At 36.3% G+C, this 24796-nt stretch carries 17 protein-coding genes; 6 read left to right on the top strand and 11 right to left on the bottom strand.

Going from position 1 to position 24796, the window contains the following annotated elements; translation table 11 throughout:
- Window positions 1-40: 40 nt before the first annotated feature.
- The 11 genes from OZP12_RS17710 to OZP12_RS17660 all read right to left on the bottom strand — a co-directional run bounded on the left by OZP12_RS17710 (window position 41) and on the right by OZP12_RS17660 (window position 18161).
- A complete protein-coding gene (locus OZP12_RS17710) occupies window positions 41-2314 on the bottom strand; it encodes a TonB-dependent siderophore receptor (protein ID WP_281226413.1) in 2274 nt (757 codons plus the stop codon).
- A 256-nt stretch (window positions 2315-2570) separates the two neighbouring features.
- The gene (locus tag OZP12_RS17705) at window positions 2571-3476 is read right to left on the bottom strand and encodes an FAD:protein FMN transferase (RefSeq protein WP_281226412.1); all 906 of its coding nucleotides are present in this window, start codon (window positions 3474-3476) and stop codon (window positions 2571-2573) included.
- A gap of 570 nt (window positions 3477-4046) precedes the next feature.
- Entirely contained in the window at window positions 4047-6236 is a 2190-nt protein-coding gene (locus tag OZP12_RS17700; RefSeq protein ID WP_281226411.1) for a PepSY domain-containing protein, read from the bottom strand.
- A gap of 103 nt (window positions 6237-6339) precedes the next feature.
- On the bottom strand, window positions 6340-6822 hold the full coding sequence (locus tag OZP12_RS17695) for a DUF2271 domain-containing protein (RefSeq protein ID WP_281226410.1): 483 nt from the start codon (window positions 6820-6822) through the stop codon (window positions 6340-6342).
- Between the two features lie 119 nt (window positions 6823-6941).
- Window positions 6942-8471 (bottom strand): ankyrin repeat domain-containing protein, encoded by a 1530-nt coding sequence (locus OZP12_RS17690; RefSeq protein ID WP_281226409.1) that lies wholly within the window; start codon window positions 8469-8471, stop codon window positions 6942-6944.
- Window positions 8472-8698: 227 nt separating this feature from the next.
- Complete coding sequence (locus OZP12_RS17685) at window positions 8699-9847, bottom strand: PepSY-associated TM helix domain-containing protein (protein ID WP_281226408.1); 1149 nt, start codon at window positions 9845-9847, stop codon at window positions 8699-8701.
- A 106-nt stretch (window positions 9848-9953) separates the two neighbouring features.
- A complete protein-coding gene (locus tag OZP12_RS17680) occupies window positions 9954-12362 on the bottom strand; it encodes a TonB-dependent receptor (protein ID WP_281226407.1) in 2409 nt (802 codons plus the stop codon).
- 204 nt (window positions 12363-12566) lie between these two features.
- A complete protein-coding gene (locus tag OZP12_RS17675; protein WP_281226406.1) occupies window positions 12567-13058 on the bottom strand; it encodes a DUF6265 family protein in 492 nt (163 codons plus the stop codon).
- A gap of 413 nt (window positions 13059-13471) precedes the next feature.
- Complete coding sequence (locus tag OZP12_RS17670; protein ID WP_281226405.1) at window positions 13472-15775, bottom strand: type IA DNA topoisomerase; 2304 nt, start codon at window positions 15773-15775, stop codon at window positions 13472-13474.
- A 617-nt stretch (window positions 15776-16392) separates the two neighbouring features.
- Window positions 16393-17277 carry a hypothetical protein gene (locus OZP12_RS17665; protein WP_281226404.1) on the bottom strand — a complete coding sequence of 295 codons (885 nt, stop codon included), beginning with the start codon at window positions 17275-17277 and terminating at the stop codon, window positions 16393-16395.
- A complete protein-coding gene (locus OZP12_RS17660; protein ID WP_281226403.1) occupies window positions 17274-18161 on the bottom strand; it encodes an SIMPL domain-containing protein in 888 nt (295 codons plus the stop codon). The genes OZP12_RS17665 and OZP12_RS17660 overlap by 4 nt, the downstream gene beginning before the upstream one ends.
- A gap of 249 nt (window positions 18162-18410) precedes the next feature.
- On the opposite strand from OZP12_RS17660, the gene OZP12_RS17655 reads away from it, so the two are divergent.
- The 6 genes from OZP12_RS17655 (at window position 18411) to OZP12_RS17630 (ending at window position 24783) form a co-directional block, all read left to right on the top strand.
- A complete protein-coding gene (locus OZP12_RS17655) occupies window positions 18411-18560 on the top strand; it encodes a hypothetical protein (RefSeq protein ID WP_281226402.1) in 150 nt (49 codons plus the stop codon).
- A gap of 65 nt (window positions 18561-18625) precedes the next feature.
- The gene (prfA, locus tag OZP12_RS17650) at window positions 18626-19702 is read left to right on the top strand and encodes a peptide chain release factor 1 (protein WP_281226401.1); all 1077 of its coding nucleotides are present in this window, start codon (window positions 18626-18628) and stop codon (window positions 19700-19702) included.
- 141 nt (window positions 19703-19843) lie between these two features.
- Window positions 19844-22045: a DUF5723 family protein gene (locus tag OZP12_RS17645; RefSeq protein ID WP_281226400.1), complete on the top strand. Its 2202-nt coding sequence runs from the start codon at window positions 19844-19846 to the stop codon at window positions 22043-22045.
- A 136-nt stretch (window positions 22046-22181) separates the two neighbouring features.
- Window positions 22182-22997 carry an orotidine-5'-phosphate decarboxylase gene (pyrF, locus tag OZP12_RS17640; RefSeq protein ID WP_281226399.1) on the top strand — a complete coding sequence of 272 codons (816 nt, stop codon included), beginning with the start codon at window positions 22182-22184 and terminating at the stop codon, window positions 22995-22997.
- A gap of 92 nt (window positions 22998-23089) precedes the next feature.
- A complete protein-coding gene (locus OZP12_RS17635) occupies window positions 23090-23884 on the top strand; it encodes an ABC transporter substrate-binding protein (RefSeq protein WP_281226398.1) in 795 nt (264 codons plus the stop codon).
- A 113-nt stretch (window positions 23885-23997) separates the two neighbouring features.
- Window positions 23998-24783: an alpha/beta fold hydrolase gene (locus OZP12_RS17630; RefSeq protein ID WP_281226397.1), complete on the top strand. Its 786-nt coding sequence runs from the start codon at window positions 23998-24000 to the stop codon at window positions 24781-24783.
- Window positions 24784-24796: the final 13 nt, after the last annotated feature.

Below are 24796 nucleotides of genomic sequence, written 5' to 3'. Positions count from 1 at the left end.
AAACGAAGCGGATTTGATTGTTTAGAAAAATGATGTCCTTTTATAATTGATATTTTAAAGTTGCCATTACCTGACGAGGAGCGATTGGGTTAACACTGTAATTTTCGTGTACTGTATAATTCAACTCGTTTGTAATGTTTGATAATTTGCAAAGAAGAGAGAGTTTTTTCCAAGTATATCCTGCAGAAACATCAACTGTTGTGTAGCCTTCTAAAGGAATTTCTCTGTGCCAAATTCCATCAGGTTTTGCGTTGTCATATTGATTGTTCCATCCACCTAGACGGTCTCCAATGTAGTTTCCTATCGCTCCAACAGATATCCCTTTTAATACTCCTGTTTGCACAGTATAGAAGAAGCTTAAGTTAGCTGTGTTTTGAGGAGTTCTTACTACACGATCTCCTTCGATAAAACTACCGTTTAATCCTGATGTTTTAGTGTAACGCATATCGTTATAACTATAACCTGCAATGATGCTTAGCCCTTCAACGGGTCTTGCGGTAAGATCAACTTCAACACCTTTACTTTTTGTTTCTCCGCTTAAAACTTTGATTGTGGTATCTGAGTTAAGTGAACCATCAGCTTTGTATTGAGCTGTTTGAGCTAAATTACTATTAGTGATTTGATAAACAGTAACATTAGTAGTCAGCATTCCTTTGTAGAAATCTTTTTTGATTCCAAGTTCGTATTGATCTATAATTGAAGCTTCAAGAGGCTTCAAATCTACTGTTGTTCCAGTGTTTGGAGTAAATGAGTTAGAATAACTTGCAAACAACGACATGTCTTTTGTTGGTTGGTAAACTAATCCAATTTTTGGCGAAAAAGCATTGTCTAAACGTTTTGGAGTAACTGTTGGTACTGCATTTTCAGGAGCAACAGTTTGAATATTGTTTTTTGAAGTTTCTTTATAAGTAGTTACTTCAGCTTCTTGCCAAGACCAGCGAAGACCTGCTAAAACTTTAAATTGCTCTGTAATAGAAATCAAATCTTGGAAGTAAGCGCCAAAGCGGTTTGTATCGGTTTTTACGATTTGGGTTGCTCTAGAGTTTGGGATATCATTTCTTTGTTTTGCAGGATCAAAAGTGTAAAGGTTGATCGTGTCATAATTTGCAGGATTGAACGCAAAAGTATAAGCAGTTGCAAATGAATTTTCCCAATCCACACCTGTAAATAATTGGTGTTTGATGCTTCCTGTGTTAAAGTTTCCTTGTAAACTCAATTGATCACCAACAATTGTTTCTAAGTTTTTGTTTTCGACCAAAGGTCTGGTCCAGTCTCCATTAGGCAATACAGTTGCCAATTGAGCAGTTGATTTAGATGCTCTGTCGTAAGTTTGGAAAGAAGTGTTGAAATTAAGTTTCCAGTTTTTGTTAAAATCATGGTTTAATAAAACCGAACCGCTTCCTGATTTAGTTTTTCCGTTAGACCAAAGCGCTCCGTAAAAGTTTGAGCGTGGTACATCGACAATGGTTGATGTATAAGTTGTAGTAATTGCCCCAGTTCCGAAATCGGGAGTCCAATCTGCTTTTAAATAATCTCCTTGAACTGTAATTTGAGTTTTTTCAGTTACATTAAATAAGAATGAAGGATTTACATATATACGCTCGTTTTTTACTACGTCTCTAAAACTTTCTGAGTTTTCATAAGAACCTGCAAAACGATAAGCTATAGATTTATTTAGAGGGCCGTAGAAATCTACCGTAGGTTTGTAGTACGAATAACTTCCCACTTGCATTGAAACTTCACCACCTCTTTTGAAAGAAGGTGTTTTAGTTACCAAGTTCAAGATTCCTCCTGGTGCAACGTTACCATATAATAAGGCGGCACTACCTTTCAAAAACTCAACCCTGTCAAGTGAAGAAACTTCTGGGATAGAACCCCCATTATAACGGAAACCGTTTTTGAACATATTGTTGGCAGACATATCATAACCTCTGGAGAAAAAAGATTCCTGAGCACCTCCACGGGCAGAACCTACATAAACACCATTGGCATTTTTTAAGACTTCGCTCAAACGAATCGCTTGTTGTTGCCCGATAACTTCTCCTTCAATGATTTGAACGCTTTGTGGAGCATCCATTGGTTTTATTCCTGAACGTAAAGCGGTAACCGGTTTTGGTTGTTTGTTTCCGGTTACGATAACTTCCTTTAATTGTTGTCCTTTTTTCTTTACAGTATCATTAATTGATTTAATGCTGTCGGATGCAAAATAATAAAGGCTATTATCTTTTTGACTGTTTGTGTTACTTGCAATATCTTGTGCCTGACTGTTTAAACAGAAAGCGATAAATGTGAGGGGGAATAAAATATATTTCATGTCGTTTATTTGGAATAATTAAAAATAACGATGCAAATATAAAACCTCATTTTTGATACCACAACTTATTTAGACTAAATATTAATAATATTTTTGTAAAATTTTAACTTGTTGTTTTTCAGCATTTTGATTTTGTTTAAATCTCTTTTTTTCTATGCAAAAGGCAGTTCTTGGGGAAGGTTTACACTGAAATTAATGATTTTTGGTGTTTGGATATGTGAGATTTGGGTTATGGATTTCGGCCAATGAGTGATTTTTAGTCCCTGATGCTTTTTTGACTTCTAAAATTCTTTGACTTCACTACTTTCCCTTCATCAGTAATCATTAGACAACTATAATCAGGGAATTGTTTGAGTAAGTCTAGGCCTGCCGTTTTTCCTAATACCATTAAGGAAGTGCTTAAGCCGTTTGCAGTCTCGGCATTTGGGCCAAAAACCGTCACACTGCAAAGTCCGGTTACAGGATAACCCGTTGCGGGATTGATAATATGCGAGTAGCGTTTGCCATTAAAAACAACAAATTTTTCGTAACTGCCTGAAGTGGTTACCGCACCTTTTTCCAATGTTACGGCTTTTAAAAGTTTATCAGGATGGAAAGGATTTGTGATGCCGATTTTCCAAGGTTTTCCGTTAGGCTGTTTCCCCCAAGTACTCATATCGCCCGATCCGTTTACGATTCCGGCATTGATTCCTTTTGAAAGCATTAGGGCTCGGCATTTATCGGTTGCGTAGCCTTCGCCCAAGGCACCAAAACCAATTTTCATGCCTTTTAATTTCAGGAAAATGGTAGATTGCACGCTGTCTAAAATTATGTTTTTGTAACCAACTTTTTCTACCGATTTTTTAATGGCTTCCGCCGAAGGCATTTCGGTCATGGAATCGTCGAATTTCCAAATTCTGTCCATCGCGGCAAAGCTGATGTCAAAACCGCCGTTTGTTAGTTCCGATAAATGAATGGCTCTTTTCGTCAATTCAAAAACTTCTTTGTCAACTTTTACGGGTTGAATGCCTGCATTTCGGTTTACTTCGGATATTTGCGTGTTGGGCTTCCAATCGGAGATTAGGTATTCGATTCGGGTGATTTCGGCGATTACGGCATCTATGTTTTTTTCGGCGGTTAATGAATCGTTGGCCACAATGGTGATGTCAAATCTGCCGCCCATGAGAAGGGTGGTTCTTTTTCGTAGCACTTGACTGTTGCTTGAAAGACTAAATAGTAGTAAGTTGAAAAGTAGAAAGTGTTTTAGGTTTAAAATGGATTTTGACTTCATATTATTTAGTTTGTATTATGGTTAAACCTAGCAGGTTTTAAAAACACAAGTGTTCGGAAGACCGTAAAATACTTATTTTTAATACTGTATTATCTTAGAATATGTTGTTCTTTTTAAAATTGATATTTCGTAACGGATTATTCGCAAAGATTTGTCATTTCGACCATCGGGAGAAATCACATAACGTAACCAACTAGTGTGATTGCTTCGCCAATTCGCTTTCGCTCGTGTCCTCGTTCCTCGGAATGACAAACTGTGCGTAAAATCTAGCGAATTCAACCAATTCATGTCTTCCGAACATTTGTTTTTTTAAAACCTGTTAGGTCTGACGATGATTATAAAAATGCCAAATGCTTCTCTTTAGCCCCGAGAGAGCCGATATCCTCGTAGCGTAGCGGAGAGATAAAGGCGAAAGCGGGACCCATGATTACAAAAATGCCTAATCTTTCCGCTTCAAAAAAATTAATAGCAGTCCGTCAGTATTTGTCCTTTGGCTTTGTATTCAGCAATTCCGATATTGGTTCTGTTAAGAGACAACTCATCGAGAACGTGTTCTACGTCCCTTTGCATGGCAAGTGAACCGCAAATCATTATCACGCCTCTCTCCGCAAGTAAATTAGCGAAAAAAGTGGTATCACGCCTTATCAGATCCATAACATAATTGTGGTTTGCTTCACGGGAAAGTGCTAGATGGAAACTGTTGAGCTGCTGTTTTTGAATGCTTTCTTCTGCAAATTTTTTATAGCCTAAAACTGTTTCTGTTGCTCTCCGGAAGCCGGAATACAAGTGAATTTCTGTTTTTTTCTTGTTTTGTTCAATCATTCCGAGAAAAGGGGCGATACCGGTACCGTTTGAAATAAAGACCACTTTGTTCGCTTTTTTTGGAAAATGAAAAGCAGGATTCTTAATGATTCGCGCTTTTATGACTTCACCTGGGTTAAGGTTATATAAATAGTTAGAGCCTAAACCAGATGGATGCAGTTTGACAGCCAGTTGTATGTTGCTTTTGATATTTCCGATGGAGTAGAGGCGTTCTCGTGTATCGTTTGCCGGATAAATAGCGAGTAAATCCCCTGAATCAAATTTGCTCATTCTATTCGTTCGAAGCGTGACTAAAAAAGTAAATCCGTTTACTGAAATCGCAGTTTTGTCCAATACGATCATTTTTTCCAAATCTTTTGGAGTGTCATTGTATATTGAAGGGACAGCGGAAAGTGGAATTCCGGTTTTGGCATTCCATAATTTTACCCAATTGACAAATTCATCAGGAGATTTGTCATTTACGGTTTGCAGTTCAAGAAGACGTTCTGACCAATTTTGTTTTTCTAATATAAAATTGATGTCCTTGGCAAATCCACAGAAATCAGGGTAGGAAGTTGAACCAAAGCCAACTACTGACACTTTGATTTTTTGTTTCTGTTCCGTTTTGTAAATTAAGGATTTGAATTTGTTTCCGTTGGAAGGAGCGTCACCCAATCCGTGGGTTGAGGTAAAAATAATAAGGTGCTCCGCTTTTGGATATACGCAATAGTTATTCATTTCGGTAAGGAAAACTTTTTCACCGTGAGCGATCAACTGTTTGTGGATCGCATTGGCAAAACGAAGCGTACTGCCGTTTTCGGAACCAACCAATAAAATGAATTTGCTTTCTTCGGCTTTGAATTTGTTTTTGATTCGGCTTGCTCTTCGTTTGAATGTCATCGCAAATCCCGAGTAAATGAAGAACAGGATGTTTAAGGCTGCCAATCCCAGAATGAACGCCCAAAAAGCATTGGCTCTTCCAGTGTGCAGGTCAAGGCTTAAATCGGCCAAAAGAGCTGTGGTCGGGAATAGTTTTTCGCTTATAACGGCACCTGTTACTTGGTTGACTTCGATTTCGCGGTCATTCAAAGTGATGATGTAATATTCCTCTGGATCGTCTGAAAAAGGGAATTCGATTTTTTGGACATCGGCCAATAATGTGTTTTTAAAGACCGAAGTTTTATTTGAAACTGATGTTGCTCTTACTGTTTCAAGTTTTTCTGCGGAATCTTTTTTAGGTATGAAAAAATTGAATTTTTCCAACGTCAAATACGTTCCGGAAAGGGCAATTATCAAAATCGGAATCAGGGCGAATCTTCCTAAAACGACATGGTAATATTGGGCAAAATAATCTTTTATGATTTTGGAAAAGAAGTTGCGTAAACCTTTTTGCCTTTTTAGGATAAGGACAAAACCTGAAATGGAAATTAAGGCCAACAAAAACGAAATAACCCCAACGAAAAAGCGTCCTGTTTCGTGGAGAAATAAAGAGCGGTGAAGCCCTGTAATCCACTGAATGAATTCACTTTTTTTAATGGGTTTCCCTAAAACTTTTCCTGTTCTTGGGTCGATATAGGCGTTGACATCATTGTCTTCTTTGTCAAGAGCCTGCAATGTTACAAATTGATTGTGGTCAACACTCAATTCGGTTATTTCCGGATATGTTTTTTTGAGAATTGGTAATGTTTCTTCCAGCGTTATTTTGTCGAAATTTTCCACTTTGTATGGAGGCAGTTTTCCCTGAATGGCATCTACCGCAAGAATAGTCCCTGTTACTGATGTCAATAATAAAAACAAAGAAGAAAACACCGCCAAAGCCAAGTGTGCGTAGCGCCAGAAAGAAAGAGTCATTGATGTAGTTATGTTTAAGGGATTTTATTTAAAAATCTGCAGAATCTGCGTGCTGTTGTTTTACGCAGATTCTGCAGATTTTCGCAGATAAAAATTTAAAAAATTATATTTTATTCAATCTCACGTAGCGGATATAACCTTTACCTTCAGTTTTGTCGGCCATTGCTTCGGTTGTGAGCGGAATTTCCAAATCATCAACATAATATTTTTGGTCTTCGACCGCGGTTTCAAAACGCAATTTATATCCTTTGTTGATTTTTGAATCTTCTATTTCGATTGTAGTGGTACTACGGTCACCGCCTGTAACCGATGCGCCTGTTTTGGCACTGATGTCGGTCGGTTTTTTAGAATAGAATTTATGCCATTCTTTCAGCGTTTTGTACCATTTTTTGTTATCGCCCATTACATATAGGGTTTTGTCGTAATCTCCTTTTGGGCTTATAATTGCAACTACAATGTAAGCTCCTTCACCCATATAATTGGACATTTGAAGCATGCATTTGTATTTACTGATTTGCGCAGTGGCTTGGAAAGATAAAAGGCAGATTAATGCGCCCGTTAAGACTGTTTTAAAAATTGATTTCATGTTGCGTTATGAATTGTAAATTATGTTTTAATTAAGCAGTATGTTGAATTTACATTAAATAAAATTACATCAGAAAATTGTCAGAGATGTTGGTTTTGTCTTAATGTTACCTTAATTAATTATTTCAAAAAATCTATAGACACTTTGTTTTTGGACAAAGACTCATTTTCTTTTGCCAAAGCGAATGGAGTTTCATCAAAATCGGTTTTGATTTCTTTGTTGGCTCCAACAGAAAGCAAGTATTTCAAGATTGCATCGTCTTTTGAAATCATCGCTGCTTTGTGCAAAGCGGTTAAACCATCCTTGTTTTTGGCATTAATATCGATATTTAAGTTGCTCAATTTTTTCAGCAAAGCTAAATCATTTTTGGCTACTGCGAAATGGTAAAGTGTGCTTCCGTTTTTTTGCGGAGCGGCTAGATTTAATCCTTTGTCCTGAAGTAATTTTGCTTTGGCTGCAAATGGATCCTGTTTTTGTGCGTTGCCATTTTCGGGGCCGCGACCCATTCCTCCCATTCCCTGCATTTGTGGACGGTATGAATCGACTAAGTAAAAGCCTAGATTGTTTCCGTCTTTGTCAAGCACTTTTACATCAGCTCCTTTTTCTAGCAAAAGAGTTGCGGCTTCAGTTGTTCCGGATTGTATCGCTTTGGTCAATGCAGATTCTCCTTTTTTGTTTTGCGTATTTATATTTTTTGTGATAGCCAATAATTGTTCTAAACTACCATTGTTTTCTCTTCCCGAAGCTGCAATCATTAATGGTGTGTTGCCATCGTTGTCTGCTTTGTTTACGTCTGTTCCTTTGCTTAAAAAGTAACTGATGATTTCTGTTTGTTTGGCTTTGGTAACCAATGAATGCAATACATTTTGTCCCTCTTTGTTGGTCGCAGTGGGTTTTATTTTTAAGTCTTCTACCAAATACTTGTAGGTTTCAAGAGTATTTGACTCTCTTCGGGAACCTTGTGCTGCGAAAATAAGTGCATTGTCCGTGTATTTTACTCCTTTTTCCAAAAGTGTTTTCAATAATGCGATATTACCCGTTCTTGCGGCATAATTGAAAGCAGTATTACCTTCGCTATCCACATCTTTCAGCGACATTCCTTTGGATACGAAATAGTTGGTAAGGGTTAGGTCTTTGTCGAAGGCAACTGCCATTAGTAATAGGTTAGCACCATCCTGATATTTTCTTTTTGGATCAATACCGGCTTTGAAAAAAGCGTCATACACAGCAGTGTTTTTTTGTCCGCTGCTTGCGGCCGCCGTAATAGGAAAAGCACTGTGACTGTCTTCGAGGTTAACGTTTGATCCTTTTGCAATTAGGTATTTAATGATTTCCACGTTTCCTTTGCTAGCGGCCCAATGAAGGTAAATGCGATTATCGTGCGTCATTTTGTCAACTCCGTTTCCGGGTTGTTCCAAAAGGAATTTTATGGTGGCGTTCGGGGCATCGTTATTTATGGCCAAAACTACCGGATCAAATGCTCTGTCGTTAGATTCTGATGGATTACAGCCTTTTGCGATTTCGGCTTGGACAGCGGTTACATCAGGAGTTGTTTTCCAAAAAGATTGATCCAAAAGAGTGTTTTTTTGCTGTGCATTGGCAAATAATGCAGTTGCTAAAGTAAAAACAATGAAAATATTTTTTCTCATAATGGTTTGTTATTAATGGGGAATTAGGTTTTATTATTATTTTTTGATTAAAAAAATAAATACTATTTAGAATAAATAAAAATAGTGCAAATGTAAAAATAAATCATACAAAACCAATTATTATTTTAAGCTTTAAATGGAGTTTTTATTCTGTTTTTCTTTAGAGTATAAAAAAGGAAAAAGGTTTAAAGCGGCTACCTTAAACCTTTGGTTGTTTTAGCATTATTTTATTTGATTAAATGACCGTTTTTATTTTCAGCTTTTTGTTTTTTGTTTCTTCCCCACCAGATATAAAATCCCGAAATAGGAAGTGTAGCAATAAGAAGACTGATTAAAAAAGCAAATATTTTTCCGGCGAGCCCGAATACTGCTCCCGTGTGGAGATCATAATTCATGCGGATTAATTTGTCGGCTACGTCGGCATTTTGATATTTGCCAAAAATGTGATTTACTTCTTTTTCTTCCAAAGTGTATTGGTCAAAATAACGGTAATTGATTTTCCAATAAGTGCCTTCCTCCGGATTGATGTTGGCGGCGATGGCCGTACTGTCATTTTCAGGCGGATGCACTTCTATGGATTTTGCCGTTGGGTATTCTTTTTGCATTAATAACCAAATTTTATCCAATGGTTTTGCTACGGTCGTGTTTGTTTTTGTTGAAACCGGATCCTGATAGATTAATGATTTTTCGCCTCCTAGTGCAGTGTAGTAGGAGTAAGCAAACCATTGAAAACCCCAAACCAAACCGGTTATGGCAAAAATAAGCGCAATCAGAAGGATGTAAAAACCGGTGATATTGTGCAAATCATAATTCTTTCGTTTCCATTTGGTGTCTTTTTTCCATTTGAAACTAAAGCGTTGTTTGGTCGCATTTTTATTTCTAGGATACCAAAGATATAGTCCTGAAAGTAAAAGTATCAGAAATACTAAAGTAGCCGAAGCAACAACTGTTTGTCCAATTTCATGTGGTAGCCAAAGATAGAAATGGCCATCGAGTATGAATTTGAAAAAACCTTCATCCATATTGGCAGTTTCAAGCACTTTTCCAGTATAGGGATTGAGGTAAACGATGTAATAGTAAGTAGGTTCGTAATGAAAAAATATAGCTTCGGCTGATTTCTCGGTTCCATTGTATTTGATGGAATGAAGGGCTTTTCCGGGAAGTTCTTTTTTAGCGATTTCCTCCAATTGGGAAGGCGGAAGAAAAGCTTTGTTTTGTTTTTCGATAAAACGGTATTCTTCGGTACTATTTTGAATTTCTTCCTGAAAAGCATACAGACAGCCCGTAATGGCTATGATGAACACAATTATACCCGAAGACAATCCGAGCCATAAGTGTATTTTTCCAATTGCTTTTTTAAGACTATTTTTTTTCATTTTCTTCTGAGTTTCTATCCCGATAGCTATCGGGACTAAGATTCTAAGTTAAATATGTTTAAAAACTCAGTGACTTAGAATCTTAGCTGCTTACTAACTTTTTTAATTAAAATCTATATCCAACTGAAACTCTCAAATTAGTCCCCGGTTCTGCCTGCCAGTAAAAATACCCCGGATCGTATTTTCCACCAGAATATAAATATCGGTTTAAGATGTTGTTGACAATAAGATTATAGGTCATTTTTCCTTTTTGATAGGTAAGCGATCCATCCAAACGGAAATAATCCGGCAAGCCTGAAGTTTGGTCGTCAGAAACAAACCATGGAGAGCGATCAACTTGATATTGATACCCGATAGAAAGCCCTAAACCGTTTAAAACTCCTCTGTCCATTTTATAATTCAACCAAGTATTTTGAATGTGTCTTGATGTTCCGGCAACTTGGGTTCCAACAATTGCAGGGTCAGTATCTTTGGTAACTTTGGCTTCTGTGAAAGCATAGTTGATAACAACATCCAAATTTTTGAAGATTTCACCTCTCACATCTATTTCGACGCCTTCAACCTGTTGTTCACCGCTTTGTCTGCTGTATTGGATTCCACCAGTAGAATGTTCAGGATCTGCGGTCAAAACATTTTTCTTTGTAATCTGATAAACAGAAACGACAGAGTTCCATTTTCCGTTCATCCAGTCTCTTTTGAAACCCAATTCAAGATTATTTCCGGTTTCCGGATCAAAGCTTTTACCTTGCCAATCGGTTCCATAATTTTCATTAAATGATTGGTCGCTTACAAAATAAGCTGCATTGTTTTTGTTAAAGGAATAACTCACACCCACACGAGGCGTAAATTTACTATCGTCAAAAGAACCTGAATATGGGTTTGATGTTTTAAGAGTAGTGTATCTTCCGGCAAGTGTCAAGCGAAGTTTGTCCTCAAAGAAACCAAGTTCGTCCTGAGCGTATATCGCATTGTAACCATTATGATATTGAACACCTCTTTCTCTTATGTCTTTGCTTCGGTCAAAATTAGGCATAGCCGATGCAGGAACGTTTCCGTGAATTGGGTTATAAATATCAAAAGGTACAATATTTCCACTTGCATCATAACCGTTAAGAGCGGCTGATTGACTCCAATCGTGGTAGTACATTTTATCACTCATATCAAGACCACCTAAAATTTTGTGTGTAACTGATCCAGTTTTTTCTTCGCCATTAACGAAGAATTGTCCCGTTTTTGTCAATCCCAAAACATCCCAAATAGAAACACCTCTAGTCAAAATATTGTCTGTTCCGGGAGCAAATCCAGGCCATTGTGGCCACATCGACATACCTTCTTGTTTGTAATTGATATACGTCGCTTGTCCGGTGAATTTCCAATTATTGCTCATTTTGTGTTCCAAAATAGCCAAAATACTTTGGTCATCCATATTCGTTGGTTTGAAGTTTGGTTCACCTGTAGTAAAACTTTTTGGCAAATCGGCATAGCCTCTATTTGAGAAAACATAATTAGAACCAATGATATTTACTTGCGAAAATTGTTTGGTATATTCTAAAGTAAGTGAGGTATTCTCATCAATTAAATATTTCAAAACTGGCGCAATCGAGTAGCGGTTGTTGTAGTCATAATCGCGGTGGCTGCCTTTCATTTGCCCCATAACATTAATACGGTACAATAATTTTCCATCCTTTGAAAGTTTTCCGTCAAAGTCAAGGGCTGCTCTGTACATATCAAAACTTCCTAATGTCATATTGGCTTCGCCTTTCGTACGGCCGCTTGGTTTTTTGGTTACTACATTATAAAAACCGCTTGGGTTTCCGTTGGCAAGCATGAATCCTGCTGGGCCTTTTACAAATTCAATGCGTTCTACCATACTCATATCTTCGGTCAATGGCCCCCAAGTAGTGCTCACGTTCATACCGTTTCGAAAAGCAGCAACTTGGCTTCCTCTCATGAATATATTGGCATAATTGTCCCAATGTTCTACTCGTGTAGCTCCACTCACGTTGCGGGTTACACCTTCGAGCATGTCATAAATTTGTTGGTCTTGGATTAATTTCCCGGTAACAACCTGGATATTTTGTGGGATTTCGATAATTGGAGATTGCAAACGAAGTGAAGATGAAATCCTGTTGGTTTTGAAAGCACTTTTGTTACTTAAAACAACCACTTGATTTAATTCGTTATTGGATAAAGCCAAAGTGATATTTGCTGTTGCAGTTTCGCCAGAAGTTATTGTCACGTTTTGTTGAAAATCGGTATAACCTACTAATGTTACTATTAAAGTGTAGTTGCCGGCAGGTATGTTTTTGATACTATAATTACCGTTATTATCGGCAATGGTGGTTCTGTTTAATTCTTTTAAGGTAATCGAAACACCTTCAGCGGCTTTGTTGTCGCTGGTTTGAACAGTTCCTTTCAAGCTTCCGGAAGTTTGCGCAAAAGTAGTAGCACTGAAAAGGACAAATAGACATAAGAGCAATTTGATAGGGAGCAATTTTTGATTCAAATATTTCATAGGTTAAATAATAAATGTGTTTAATATTTCTTTTTCTTATTTAGAATAAATAAGAATAGTGCAAATGTAAAAATTATACTTAATAAAGCTACTTTTATTTAGAATTATTACAAATAAAAAATTAAACAGTTGATTTTTATTATTTTATGAATAAAAAAAGCCTTGCGTTTTAGGGCAAGGCTTTTGATTGTAAGATATAAGTTGTTATTTTTTGTCTTCTTCCATTCTTTTCATTCCGAATTTTTCAGAGCTTGGTTTTCCGAGTTGTACTCCTGAGATAGATGCGACTAAACTATCCTTGTTAATTTGGGTATAAGTGATTTTTTGTGGGTAGTCGTGTTTAGGATTTTCAAAAACCAATTGTTTTGCGGTTTTGTTCGTAAGTCTGAAAGCAACAGATTTATCGTCATTTTGACCTTTTACAGTGGCGCTATAGAATAACTGTTCCCCTTTTTGCTGTAATGTTATCGATTCAAAATGCAGCGTGTCTTTGCCTTTGATGAAAAAGGATTTGGCTTGAAAAGTGCTGTCGTTAAGTTGTTCCCAACTCTCGGAAAGATCACCGTCATCGATTTTGGATTCCCATTTTCCCAATAACCAGTTGGCAGTTTTTATTTGGTCTTTCTCGGTTGCTTCAGGGTTTTTGCAAGAAACAATGGCTAATAAAAGCAGTAAAAGAGTTGTTTTTTGGAACATTTGAGTTAATATTTGATGGAGTTTTAAAATGCTAATTTATGAAAAATAGTTTGGTAAAGTTTGCCACAAATTACACAAATTGTCACAAATTCATTCGTGAATAATTAGAGCCTGTTTAAATTTTATTTTTGAGATTTATTATTAAAGGATTTTTGAGTGAAACAAGGCAAATTTTTATAGAATAGCAGAGCTATTATTTAAAAATTTAACGAAGTTGTAGCCAAAAATCGTCATAAGAGAGCCAATAAATAAAACTTAAATAGGCTCTTATCCACGGATTAAAAAGATTAACACAGATTCTTTAGTCGCAAATTTTAGAAAATTATTCGTGAAGAATCAGCCAAAAATAATTTGTGCTAATTGGTGTAATTGCTTCGCCTATTCGCTATTGCTCGGGTTGTGGTTAGAAAAAATTAAATGCTTTCTCTTAAAATCGAGTAAACCAATTCTTTTGTAGGCTTTTGGTCTTTTAATTTTGTTCTGACTTCGTCAAAAGTTACTTTAAAATCGCAACCCAATTTATAATCGCCACAGCCGTAAGCGGTTTTTCCTTTCAGAATTGTACCTTTTTTACATTTCGGACAAACTATCGAATTCGATGTTTCCTTTGGAACGGATTTAGGTTCGGTTTTCTTTGGTTCTAATTTCAATATGTAATTTTCTTCAAAACGAATCAGGCCTTCAACGGTTCCGGAATCAGTTTTAAAGCCTTTTATGTTTACGGTCGAACCTTTTTGGAGCAATCGCAAATATTGGTTTTCGGAAATCTTTTTATCAAAGAAAACATAAGGCAATACAAAACCACATCCGGATTTGTATTCGCTGCATCCGTACGCCGATTTTCCTTTTATCAAATTACCTTTTTTACATTTTGGACAAGTTTCGGCCAAAATTCCTGCCGCTTTCTTTTTTTCAACTGCCGCTTCTTGTTTTTGAATGCTTCCTGCATGTGAAATATTGGCACGTTTGGTTTCGCTTCGGACTTCATATACCAAAGCTTCGACCATGCGTTTCATATTATTGATAAACGAACCGGCGGTAAATTCTCCTTTTTCAATGTCTTTCAACTGTTTTTCCCAAGTTCCGGTAAGTTCAGCCGATTTGATCAATTCATTCTGAATCGTATCAATCAACTGAATTCCGGTAGGAGTAGGCAATACCTGTTTTTTGTTTCGAACAATATATTGGCGTTTAAAAAGCGTTTCGATAATATTTGCCCGAGTTGACGGACGTCCGATTCCGTTTTCTTTCATCAATTCACGCAAATCTTCGTCGTCAACTTGTTTGCCGGCGGTTTCCATGGCACGCAGTAAAGTCGCTTCGGTAAACTGATTGGGTGGTTTGGTTTCTTTTTGAAGAAATGACGGTTCGTGTGGCCCTCTTTCGCCTACAACGAAACTGGGTAATATATCGGCTTCTTTTTCTTTGGCATTCGGGTCTTCGAATACAATTCGAAAACCTTTTTTCAGGATTTCCTTTCCGGTGGCTTTAAAAGTCACATCGGCAGCTTTTCCAATTACCGTGGTATTGGCAACCAAACAATCGTCGTAAAAAACCGCAATAAAGCGTTTAACAATAATGTCATACACCTGTTGTTGGTTGTACGGCAGATTATTTTGTACTCCGGTTGGAATAATCGCATGGTGATCGGTTACTTTTTTGTCGTTGAAAACCTTGGGCGATTTTTTGATTTTTTTCTCTAAAATCGGTTGGGTCAATTCGGCGTAATTGGACAGTTTTTGCAGAATCCCCGGCACTTTCGGATAAATATCATTAGGTAAAAAAGTTGTGTCAACTCTTGGATAGGTGATTACTTTTTGTTCGTATAAAGTCTGCGCAATTTTGAGCGTTTCATCTGCCGAAAACCCAAACTTTTGATTGCAATATACTTGCAAACCCGTTAGGTCAAAAAGTTTTGGGGCGTATTCGTTTCCGTTCTTTTTTTCGACAGAAACAATTTCGAAATCACTTTCCTTGACTTTGTTGGCCAAAATTTCACCGTCTTCCTTTTTCAAAAAACGACCTTCTTCATAACTGAAAAGGGTTTCTCGATATAAAGTTTGGAGTTCCCAATAAGGCTGCGGTTTGAAATTTTCGATTTCCTTAAAACGCTCCACAACCATTGCCAATGTTGGCGTTTGCACGCGCCCGATGGATAAAACTTGTTTGTAACCGCCGTGTTTTACGGTGTATAAACGGGTGGCATTCATACCCAATAACCAGTCGCCAATGGCCCTAGAAAATCCGGCGTAATATAAATTGTCGTAGTTGGCAGATGGTTTTAGGTTTTCGAAACCTTCTTTGATGGCTTCGGTGGTCAGAGACGAAATCCACAAGCGTTTTACTTCGCCTTTGTATTGCGCTTCGTTCATCACCCAGCGCTGAATAAGTTCTCCTTCCTGCCCGGCATCCCCACAGTTGATGACCACTTCGGCTTTGTCAAATAAGTCTTTTACAATTTTGAATTGCTTTTGGATTCCCGAATTCGGAACGACTTTGGTTTCGAATTTATCGGGAAGCATGGGGAGGTTATTTAAATCCCAACCTTTCCAGTGTGGTTTGTAATCGTTGGGTTCTTTTAAGGTGCATAAATGCCCAAATGTGTAGGTCACGGCATAACCGTTGCCTTCGTAATAGCCATCGCGCTTGGTATTGGCTCCCAAAACGGATGCGATTTCACGTGCGACACTTGGTTTCTCGGCAATACAGACCTTCATTTTTTACTTCTAATTTGGAGGCGCAAATTAGGAATTTAGAAATTGGTATTGAAATTTTTGTTTTGGCGAAGGCGTGGAAACGCGAAGTTTTTACGATTTTGGGTCATTGCGAGGAACGAAGCACCCGAGCATAGCGAACGGAGCGTTAGCTAGTCTCGTTTAGTTTATCATCCAAAGTTGTTTATTGCAATGGGTGCGAAGTCGGAGACGTTCGCACAGCTTGTACGACAACTTTATTATTTTAAAGGACTCTTTGCAGAGCTGATGTTTATTTACAAAATATTCAAAAATGTCCCTTTTTCAAAAAAAGGGGGGCTGTCTAAGTGGTTGAACGAGCTCCCTTGAACTCAGGCAGACAATTCAAGGGGTTGAACGAGCTCCCTTGCACTCAGGGAGACAATTCAAGGGGTTGAACGAGCTCCCTTACACTCAGGGGATAATTTTATCTTCAAGGATAAAGATTGTTTTGTTCATTGTTTCGAACACTTATGATTGCAAATCCGCAATCGGATTTCGGATTTGCCAAAACTCCCCAAATACAAGACTATTTTAAATTAAGCCAATTGCCCAAATCTCTTGTAGTAAGTGTTAATGGCTGGACTTTTTGTAGTTTATTTTTAAAAGCTATCATACTTTATATAAGATTTCAATTCTTTTAAAGGAATCCCATAATCTATTAGATATGGTCCAGCACATTTAAATTTAAACATTAATTGGGTTTCATTTTTTTTTTTGTTAAAATAAAACTCTATACATTTATCATCAGAATTGACTTTAGAGAACAAATCTGAAATATTAAGTTCAAGGTAGTCATCATTTTTTTCAATTTTTATTTTTTCAAATGAATTATTAGGATCATCAATAGGTTCTATTATATAACCTTTACTAATCATTAATTGGATTAATTGTTCTTTATTAGTTGAAAAAAAATCATCAAAGCCTAATATATTACCTGTCTTTAAATCATAGATAATGCTTTTAAAGAAAAATTGACATTTACCGAGATAAGGACAAAGTTGATTAGATACACTAAGGTTTAATAAATTATTTGATAAATATTCTAGATTAAAATCTTCTTCCGTTTTAGCATCAAAAAAATTTGGGTCATATTCAATGTTTTCTTTAAGTTCTTCTTTTTGTAGTTTTATATATTCATTGATATTATTTACATTATTTTCTTTTAGTAAATTTTTAATATAAGTTGACTTATTAGGTAGAGATGATGCTATGAAATATTTTTTTAAATCGGTATTAATTTTATCTTTTGTAATGGGATTTATATTTCCTGATATTTGAGGAACAAATGAAGTAACATCAATAACATCCTTAATTTTATATGTAATTTTTAATGTATCAATTGTTATTATAGTATGTTTATTTGAAATAACTTTATTTTCTGTTTTAGATTTTACTGTATCAAGAATTTTTTTTCTTTCTTCTTTCTGCATATTGCAAGAAGTATAAAAAACAATACTAATAATAAATAGAATTATATTTTTCATTTCAAGATTTTGAATTTGATTTTAATTGATAAAACATACGCAACAGCAGGCTCAGTTACTATTGGGTTTATGACTTTATCAAATCCCGAGTAATTCAACTTATCATAGTAATATGTTGGCGATTTTGCTAAATCTATTCTTTTGTCATAACTACGAAAGTCTGTGTATGTTGAACTGAGATTTGAAGTGTAACTTCTATAGGATTCTTGTGGTGATTGACTGTAAAATTTCTCTCCAAAAATTTGTGAGGTATTAGCCAATTTAACATTTGTTGCTAAAACATATAAATTTTTCTTTTTTTCAATAATGTTTTTTGCTGTTTCAAATAGGGTTGAATAAATTTCTTCTTCGTTAGAAACCATATAATCGACTTTGATTAAATCATATATATTATAATTTGAAGCGAAAATAACCATTTTATCTAAATCAGATATTTTTTTGAATTTCAATATGACGTTTTTCTTTATTTCAAATCCATTAATATATTGTACGGCAACTTCTCCTTGTACTTTGTAATCATAAATTTGAGTTTGAGTTGTCATATCAACGTAAATGTCTTTTTTATTAACGCCTATTTTTGATAAATCAGAAATAAAATTATCAATGCGTTTGTTGATATTTTCATTACATTCTTTTAATGTATTTGCTTTTTCACTTACTCCAAAAACTGCCACATAATTATCAGCAACGATATTTTTTAAAATATTTGCTTGAACAATAAATGTACTATCAGTTACAAATAATTTTTCTACTTCTAATATTCCTTTTGAATTATTGTTACTGTTTCGTTGATAATTTTGTTGAACAGAATTACCACTAACTTGGGCATTTAGTTTTGATATTAAGAGAAATAAGAATATTGTAATTATTTTTTTAGTTTTCATATTTTTAGTTTTTATTTTCTGTTGTTTAGGTAGCTTTGCCACTAAATAATTTATATGCCTGATGAAATCAGTCCTATCTGTCTTCAGGAGGGTGTATAAGTATGATATACATCAGGGGTGTTTTTTTGCTAATGTATAAATAATTATTTACAAAATATTCAAGAAGCTGCCTGTAATATTGGATACTTTTTTGATATGATAATTTTGTTTTCACTTCACTTCCTCTGAAACACAAAACCCCTAGCCCTGATGGAAGCGGCATCTCCCGATTTAGAAAAACAAGGCTTTTTTGCCGTAGTTTTTATTAATCGGGAATACAGCGGACAGCAGGATAAAGCTCCAAAAAATTATCATCAATCCACTAAAAATCATCCGGATTTTGCGCTTGAAAAACAGTGAAATTTTATACTTGAAACTTTTCGAAAAAATGTTGTAATTTTGCAGTCCATTAAAAGGAAATAGAAATGTTAGACAGACTTCAATATGTAAAGCAGCGTTTTGACGAGATTTCGGATTTGATTATTCAGCCGGATGTTATCGCCGATCAAAAACGTTATGTGCAGCTTAACCAGGAATACAAAAGTATTAAGGCTTTGGTTGAAAAGCGTGAAGAATATATTTTGATTTTGGCCAATATTGAGGAAGCCAACGAGATTATCGCCGACGGTAGCGATGCTGAAATGGTGGAAATGGCCAAAATGCAATTGGATGAAGCGAAAGAGCGTTTGCCACAGTTGGAGGATGAAATCAAATTCATGTTGATTCCGAAAGATCCTGAAGACGCGAAAAACGTGATGGTGGAGATTCGTGCCGGTACAGGTGGGGACGAAGCGAGTATTTTTGCCGGGGATTTGTTCAGAATGTACACTAAATATTGCGAGACACAAGGCTGGAGAACTTCGGTTGTGGATATGAACGAAGGTACTTCGGGTGGTTTCAAAGAGATTATTTTTGAAGTAACCGGAGAGGATGTTTATGGAACTTTGAAGTTTGAGGCAGGTGTTCACCGTGTGCAACGTGTTCCGCAAACAGAAACACAAGGACGTGTGCATACATCGGCTGCGACAGTTATGGTGCTTCCGGAAGCGGAGGAATTTGACGTTCAAGTGGATATGAACGATGTTCGTGTGGATTTCTTCTGTTCGTCAGGACCTGGGGGACAATCGGTAAATACTACGAAATCGGCAGTACGTTTGACGCACATTCCAACCGGATTGGTAGCGCAATGTCAGGACGAAAAATCACAGCATAAAAATAAAGATAAGGCCTTGATGGTGTTACGTTCCCGTTTGTACGAAATGGAATTGGCTAAAAAACAGGAGGAAGATGCCAAAAAACGTAGTTCGCAGGTAAGTTCCGGTGACCGTTCGGCTAAAATTAGAACGTATAACTATGCACAAGGCCGTGTTACCGATCACCGTATTGGTTTGACCTTGTACGATTTGGGTAACATTATGAATGGTGATATCCAGAAAATTGTTTCCGAATTAGCGTTGGTTAACAACATGGAAAAATTGAAAGAAGCCAGCGAGGTATTCTAATAAAAATTAATCAAATCATAACACTTAGTTAGTCGTAAAAAACTAATTAGGTGTTTTTTTTGTGCTTTGTTTATGAAAATGCATGAAAATTCTATTAAAATAATTACTAGCCTAAATAAATACTAATCTAAAATCAATTTAATGAAAAAAATAGCTTTACTTTTTTCAATTACACTTTTCTCAATGATGAAGGGAAATGCCCAGTCTTATACGGGTTATATTCCGGATAATTATGCAGGAGTTCAGGGAGTGCTTTTTAACCCAGCCTCTATCGTTGATTCCCGATTTAAGACAGACATTAATCTTTTTTCTACCAGCGGTACTTTGAACAATGATTTTTACGGTATCAGTTTGTTCGATTTGCCTAAAGACTCTTATGATATTGAAAGAGACGGGGTGAGAACTCCTAAGAAAAATAATGGCGGAATTGTGTTTTCGGATGTGATGGGACCTTCGTTCATGTTTAATATTGCCCCAAAACATGCGCTTGCGGTTTTTACAAGAGCCAGAGCGATTGCAAATGTTACTGAGATAAACGGAGAACTTTACAACCAGTTGAAAGATGGTATTGATGACGCCAATAGTTTTTTTGTCCCAGTTGGGCATCCAAATATAGTTGGACATACTTGGGGTGAAGTTGGTGTTTCCTATGCCGCAGTGTTATGGCAAAGCAAACAGCATTTTCTAAAAGGAGGTTTGACTGCAAAATATTTAGTGGGAGGTGTTAACAGTTATGCTAAAGGAAATAATATTACGGCTCAATTTCAAAAGACGAATAATCCAATAACGAGTCATTTGACTACAACTGGGGAATTGACTTTAGGTAGCAGTCAGGATTTTATCACTGGAGATGATGATGTGAAATTTGATCCAAATTCAAATGGGTTAGGAGCTGATTTTGGTTTGATCTACGAATGGAGACCGGATTATGAATCGTATGATTTAAGCAAGGCGAAGGCGATCGATAATGATTTTAAAGACCTGAACAAATACAAATTGCGTTTTGGTTTGTCTATTACTGATATTGGTTACATCAAATATAAAAATGTAAAAGAGGAGGCTTACGATTTTAATAATACGCTTAGTCAGGCTCAAGTGGAATCGGCTAATGATATTAAAGAGTTTTTGGCGTATTATACTAATTCAGTTGTGACTCACAAAGATATAAATGTTGCTATGCCTACTGCTTTGCATTTGGATGCCGACTGGAATATGTATAGAAAATTCTACTTAAGCCTTAACGGGAATCTTAGTTTGGTCGATAAAGCGGGTATGAATCATACAAGTACGCCAAATACCTGGGCTTTAACTCCAAGATATGAAACAAAATGGTTTACGTTTTCGCTTCCTGTGAATTATATGGAATATAGCGGAATGCAAGTAGGTAGCGGATTGCGTTTTGGCCCGCTGTTTGTTGGTTCAAGCTCTGTAATCACCAACTTGATTTCGAAAGAGTCAAAAGCGGCTGATGTTTATTTAGGATTCAAAATTCCGGTTTACCAACATAAATTCAAAGATACAGATGAGGACGGAATCTTCGACAATGATGATAAATGTCCAAAACTTGCAGGGCCTATCGAAAACAAAGGTTGTCCTTGGCCGGATGCTGATAATGACGGTGTAGCCGATAAAGATGATAAATGCCCGAAAGAAGCCGGAGCGAAAGAAAATAATGGTTGTCCATGGGGTGATACCGATAACGATACTATTAAAGATAATATTGATGCTTGTCCGACTGTTGCGGGACCTATTGAAAACAAAGGGTGTCCTTGGCCAGATACAGACGGTGATTCAGTTTTGGATAAAGATGATAAATGCCCGAATGAAAAAGGATTACTTGCAAATGGAGGTTGTCCTGAATATGATGCCGATAAAGATGGAGTAACTGATAAGGTAGATGCTTGTCCTACTGTTCCCGGACCTGCAAGCAACAAAGGTTGTCCTGAAGTAACTCAAGAAGCATTGAAAGAGCTTAAAATTCAGGCTAGAGCTGTGTTTTTTGTTACAGGAAAAGCAGTTTTACAAACAGCTGATAAAGGACAAACTGATGGAAGATTGAATGCTATCAAAGAAATTATTAAAAACTATCCAAATGCCAAATTCTCTATTGAAGGGCATACAGACAATGTTGGAAATGCAAAAGCCAACCAAAAACTTTCTGAGGCTAGAGCCAAAGCAGTTATGGATGCATTAATTGCCAAAGGTGTTAATCCTGAAAATTTAACGTATAAAGGATTTGGAGCTTCGAAACCTGTTGCAAGCAATAAAACTGCGGCGGGAAGAGCCCAAAACAGAAGAACCGAAGTAATTCACGTAGGTACTGTGTACGAAGGAAGATTGTAGTTTTTAGCTAATAACTAAGGACTAATCACTAATTACTTAAAAAAGCCGTTCTTAATTGAATGGCTTTTTTTATTTTTGCACCCCAAGAAAAGAAATGTTTTTCGAAAAAATAATAGTGATTTAAAAAGAGATAGAGATGACAACACAAGAATTAATCGAACAAATTAAAATTAAAAAATCATTTCTATGCGTAGGATTGGATGTGGATTTGAATAAAATTCCAAAACATTTATTGGAAACTGAAGATCCTATTTTTGAATTCAACAAAGTCATTATTGATGCTACACACGACTTGACAGTGGCTTACAAACCGAATACCGCTTTCTTTGAAGCGTATGGTTTAAAAGGCTGGCAGTCATTACAAAAAACAATTGACTACATCAACGAAAAGCATCCAGAGATTTTTACAATTGCCGATGCGAAAAGAGGGGATATCGGGAATACTTCTTCAATGTATGCCAAAGCTTTTTTTGAAGATCTGAATTTTGACAGTGTGACTGTTGCTCCGTATATGGGGAAAGATTCAGTTGAGCCGTTTTTAGCTTTCGAAAACAAACACACGATTATGTTGGCTTTGACTTCCAATGAAGGTGCCTTTGATTTTCAGACATTGAATGTTGGTGGACAAGAATTGTACAAACAAGTTTTGGAAACCTCTAAGACATGGAAAAACTCTGAAAACCTGATGTACGTAGTTGGCGCTACCAAAGCAGAATACTTTACAGAAATCCGTAAAATTGTACCGGATAGTTTCTTGTTGGTTCCTGGTGTAGGCGCGCAGGGAGGAAGCCTTTCCGAAGTTTGTAAATACGGAATGAACGACAATGTGGGATTGCTTATCAATTCTTCCCGTGCTATTATTTATGCTTCCAATGGAACTGATTTTGCTGATGTTGCCAGAGCAGAAGCTTTGAAAATGCAACAGGAAATGGAAGCGATTATGTTAGTTTAATGGTTTGAATTGTTTAAAGTTTAAAGTTTCAGGTTGCTTTACTTTACGGTTAAATCAATACGATCCAACTTGAAACTTGAAACAAAAGAAACATGAAACAACTCACAGATCAAATAGGGACTTTACATTTGTTTGAAACAACTCCCAAACGAATCGTTTCGCTTGTGCCTTCTCAAACCGAATTGTTGTATGATTTGGGTTTGGAAGACAGTATAGTAGGTATTACCAAGTTTTGTGTTCATCCATTTCATTTTAAATCGACCAAAAAGGTAGTTGGCGGCACGAAGAGCGTTCATTATGATAAAATTCGTTTATTGGAACCGGATATTATCATTTGTAACAAAGAAGAGAACACTCAGGAAATGGTGGAGGAATTGCGCGAAATTTGTCTGGTTTGGGTAACTGATATTTCAACTTTGGAGGATAATTTTCAGATGATTACGGATTTTGGTCAAATTTTTGATAAAAGAACAGAATCCCGAAAATGGAACGATAAATTGGCTTTTGCCTTGCGCGATTTTAAAAATTTCATCAGGGAGATTCCGGTTAGGAAAGTAGCTTATTTTATTTGGAAAAACCCATATATGGTGGCGGGTGTGGGAACTTTTATCGACGAAATGTTGAGGTTGAATCATTTTCAGAATCATTTTGTTTCAGAGCGTTATCCTGAAATTGAACTTGAACAAATGGATGAGGAGAATGAGTTGGACTTGATTTTGCTTTCTTCAGAGCCATTTCCGTTCAAAGCTGAGGATGGTTATGAAATCTCTAAATCGGCGCAAAATGCCCAGGCGATTTTGGTTGACGGCGAAATGTTTTCATGGCATGGAAGCCGTTTGTTTAAAGCTTTCGAGTATTTTAAATTTCTGCATAAAAATATGGGGTAAAACCAAAATCGGATTTAACAAAATAATTTAATATGTCAGGAATGTTGTCCGCAAACCTGATCGGGTAGATTAAGTCTGAAAAAAGCCTATATTTGCCAAACAAAAAAAGCTAAGTGATTAATTATACAGTATATAGGAACGAGAACAGCGATCAGTGGGTTACATTTGTTCATGGCGCTGGCGGAAGTTCGTCCATTTGGTTCAAACAAATCAGGGATTTTAGAAAAGACTACAATGTTTTGTTATTGGATTTAAGAGGTCATGGAGAATCCAAAACGACTTTGAAAACAGCCTTTAAACAAAAATATACTTTTTCGGCTTTGGCCAACGATATACTAGAGGTTTTGGATCATCTTAAAATTGAAAAATCGCATTTTGTTGGGATTTCATTAGGGACTATCCTTATCAGGCAATTGGCTGAAATGTATCCGAATAGAGTACAAAGTATGATCCTTGGCGGAGCTATCTTAAAAATGAATTTCCGCTCCCAAATATTAATGCGTTTGGGGAATACTTTCAAATATGTATTGCCTTATTTGGTTTTATACAAGTTTTTTGCTTTTGTGATCATGCCAAAAAAGAATCACAAACAATCAAGACTGCTTTTTATAAACGAAGCCAAAAAATTATACCAAAAAGAATTTATCAAGTGGTTTAAATTAACTGCCGAAATCAATCCGGTGCTTAAATGGTTCCGACAGGTAGAATTGAATATCCCTACGCTTTATGTAATGGGAGAAGAAGATTATATGTTTTTGCCTTCTGTTCGTAAGGTTGTCGAAAGCCATTATAAATCCTCTGAGTTGTTCGTAATCGAAAATTGCGGGCATGTGGTCAATGTAGAGCAGCCTAATGTTTTTAATACAGCTGTTTTGTCTTTTTTACATAAGACCAAATAATATACCATTTGTG

Origin of the sequence: Flavobacterium aquiphilum (assembly GCF_027111335.1) — a bacterium.
GTDB classification, from domain to species: Bacteria; Bacteroidota; Bacteroidia; order Flavobacteriales; family Flavobacteriaceae; genus Flavobacterium; species Flavobacterium aquiphilum.
This window is presented reverse-complemented; position numbering and strand designations above follow the sequence as displayed.

Coding starts and splice junctions, on each gene's coding strand:
- OZP12_RS17710 (WP_281226413.1), bottom strand. CDS start 2,314: ATGAAATATATTTTATTCCCCCTCACATTTATCGCTTTCTGTTTAAAC.
- OZP12_RS17705 (WP_281226412.1), bottom strand. CDS start 3,476: ATGGGCGGCAGATTTGACATCACCATTGTGGCCAACGATTCATTAACC.
- OZP12_RS17700 (WP_281226411.1), bottom strand. CDS start 6,236: ATGACTCTTTCTTTCTGGCGCTACGCACACTTGGCTTTGGCGGTGTTT.
- OZP12_RS17695 (WP_281226410.1), bottom strand. CDS start 6,822: ATGAAATCAATTTTTAAAACAGTCTTAACGGGCGCATTAATCTGCCTT.
- OZP12_RS17690 (WP_281226409.1), bottom strand. CDS start 8,471: ATGAGAAAAAATATTTTCATTGTTTTTACTTTAGCAACTGCATTATTT.
- OZP12_RS17685 (WP_281226408.1), bottom strand. CDS start 9,847: ATGAAAAAAAATAGTCTTAAAAAAGCAATTGGAAAAATACACTTATGG.
- OZP12_RS17680 (WP_281226407.1), bottom strand. CDS start 12,362: ATGAAATATTTGAATCAAAAATTGCTCCCTATCAAATTGCTCTTATGT.
- OZP12_RS17675 (WP_281226406.1), bottom strand. CDS start 13,058: ATGTTCCAAAAAACAACTCTTTTACTGCTTTTATTAGCCATTGTTTCT.
- OZP12_RS17670 (WP_281226405.1), bottom strand. CDS start 15,775: ATGAAGGTCTGTATTGCCGAGAAACCAAGTGTCGCACGTGAAATCGCA.
- OZP12_RS17665 (WP_281226404.1), bottom strand. CDS start 17,277: ATGAAAAATATAATTCTATTTATTATTAGTATTGTTTTTTATACTTCT.
- OZP12_RS17660 (WP_281226403.1), bottom strand. CDS start 18,161: ATGAAAACTAAAAAAATAATTACAATATTCTTATTTCTCTTAATATCA.
- OZP12_RS17655 (WP_281226402.1), top strand. CDS start 18,411: ATGGAAGCGGCATCTCCCGATTTAGAAAAACAAGGCTTTTTTGCCGTA.
- prfA (WP_281226401.1), top strand. CDS start 18,626: ATGTTAGACAGACTTCAATATGTAAAGCAGCGTTTTGACGAGATTTCG.
- OZP12_RS17645 (WP_281226400.1), top strand. CDS start 19,844: ATGAAAAAAATAGCTTTACTTTTTTCAATTACACTTTTCTCAATGATG.
- pyrF (WP_281226399.1), top strand. CDS start 22,182: ATGACAACACAAGAATTAATCGAACAAATTAAAATTAAAAAATCATTT.
- OZP12_RS17635 (WP_281226398.1), top strand. CDS start 23,090: ATGAAACAACTCACAGATCAAATAGGGACTTTACATTTGTTTGAAACA.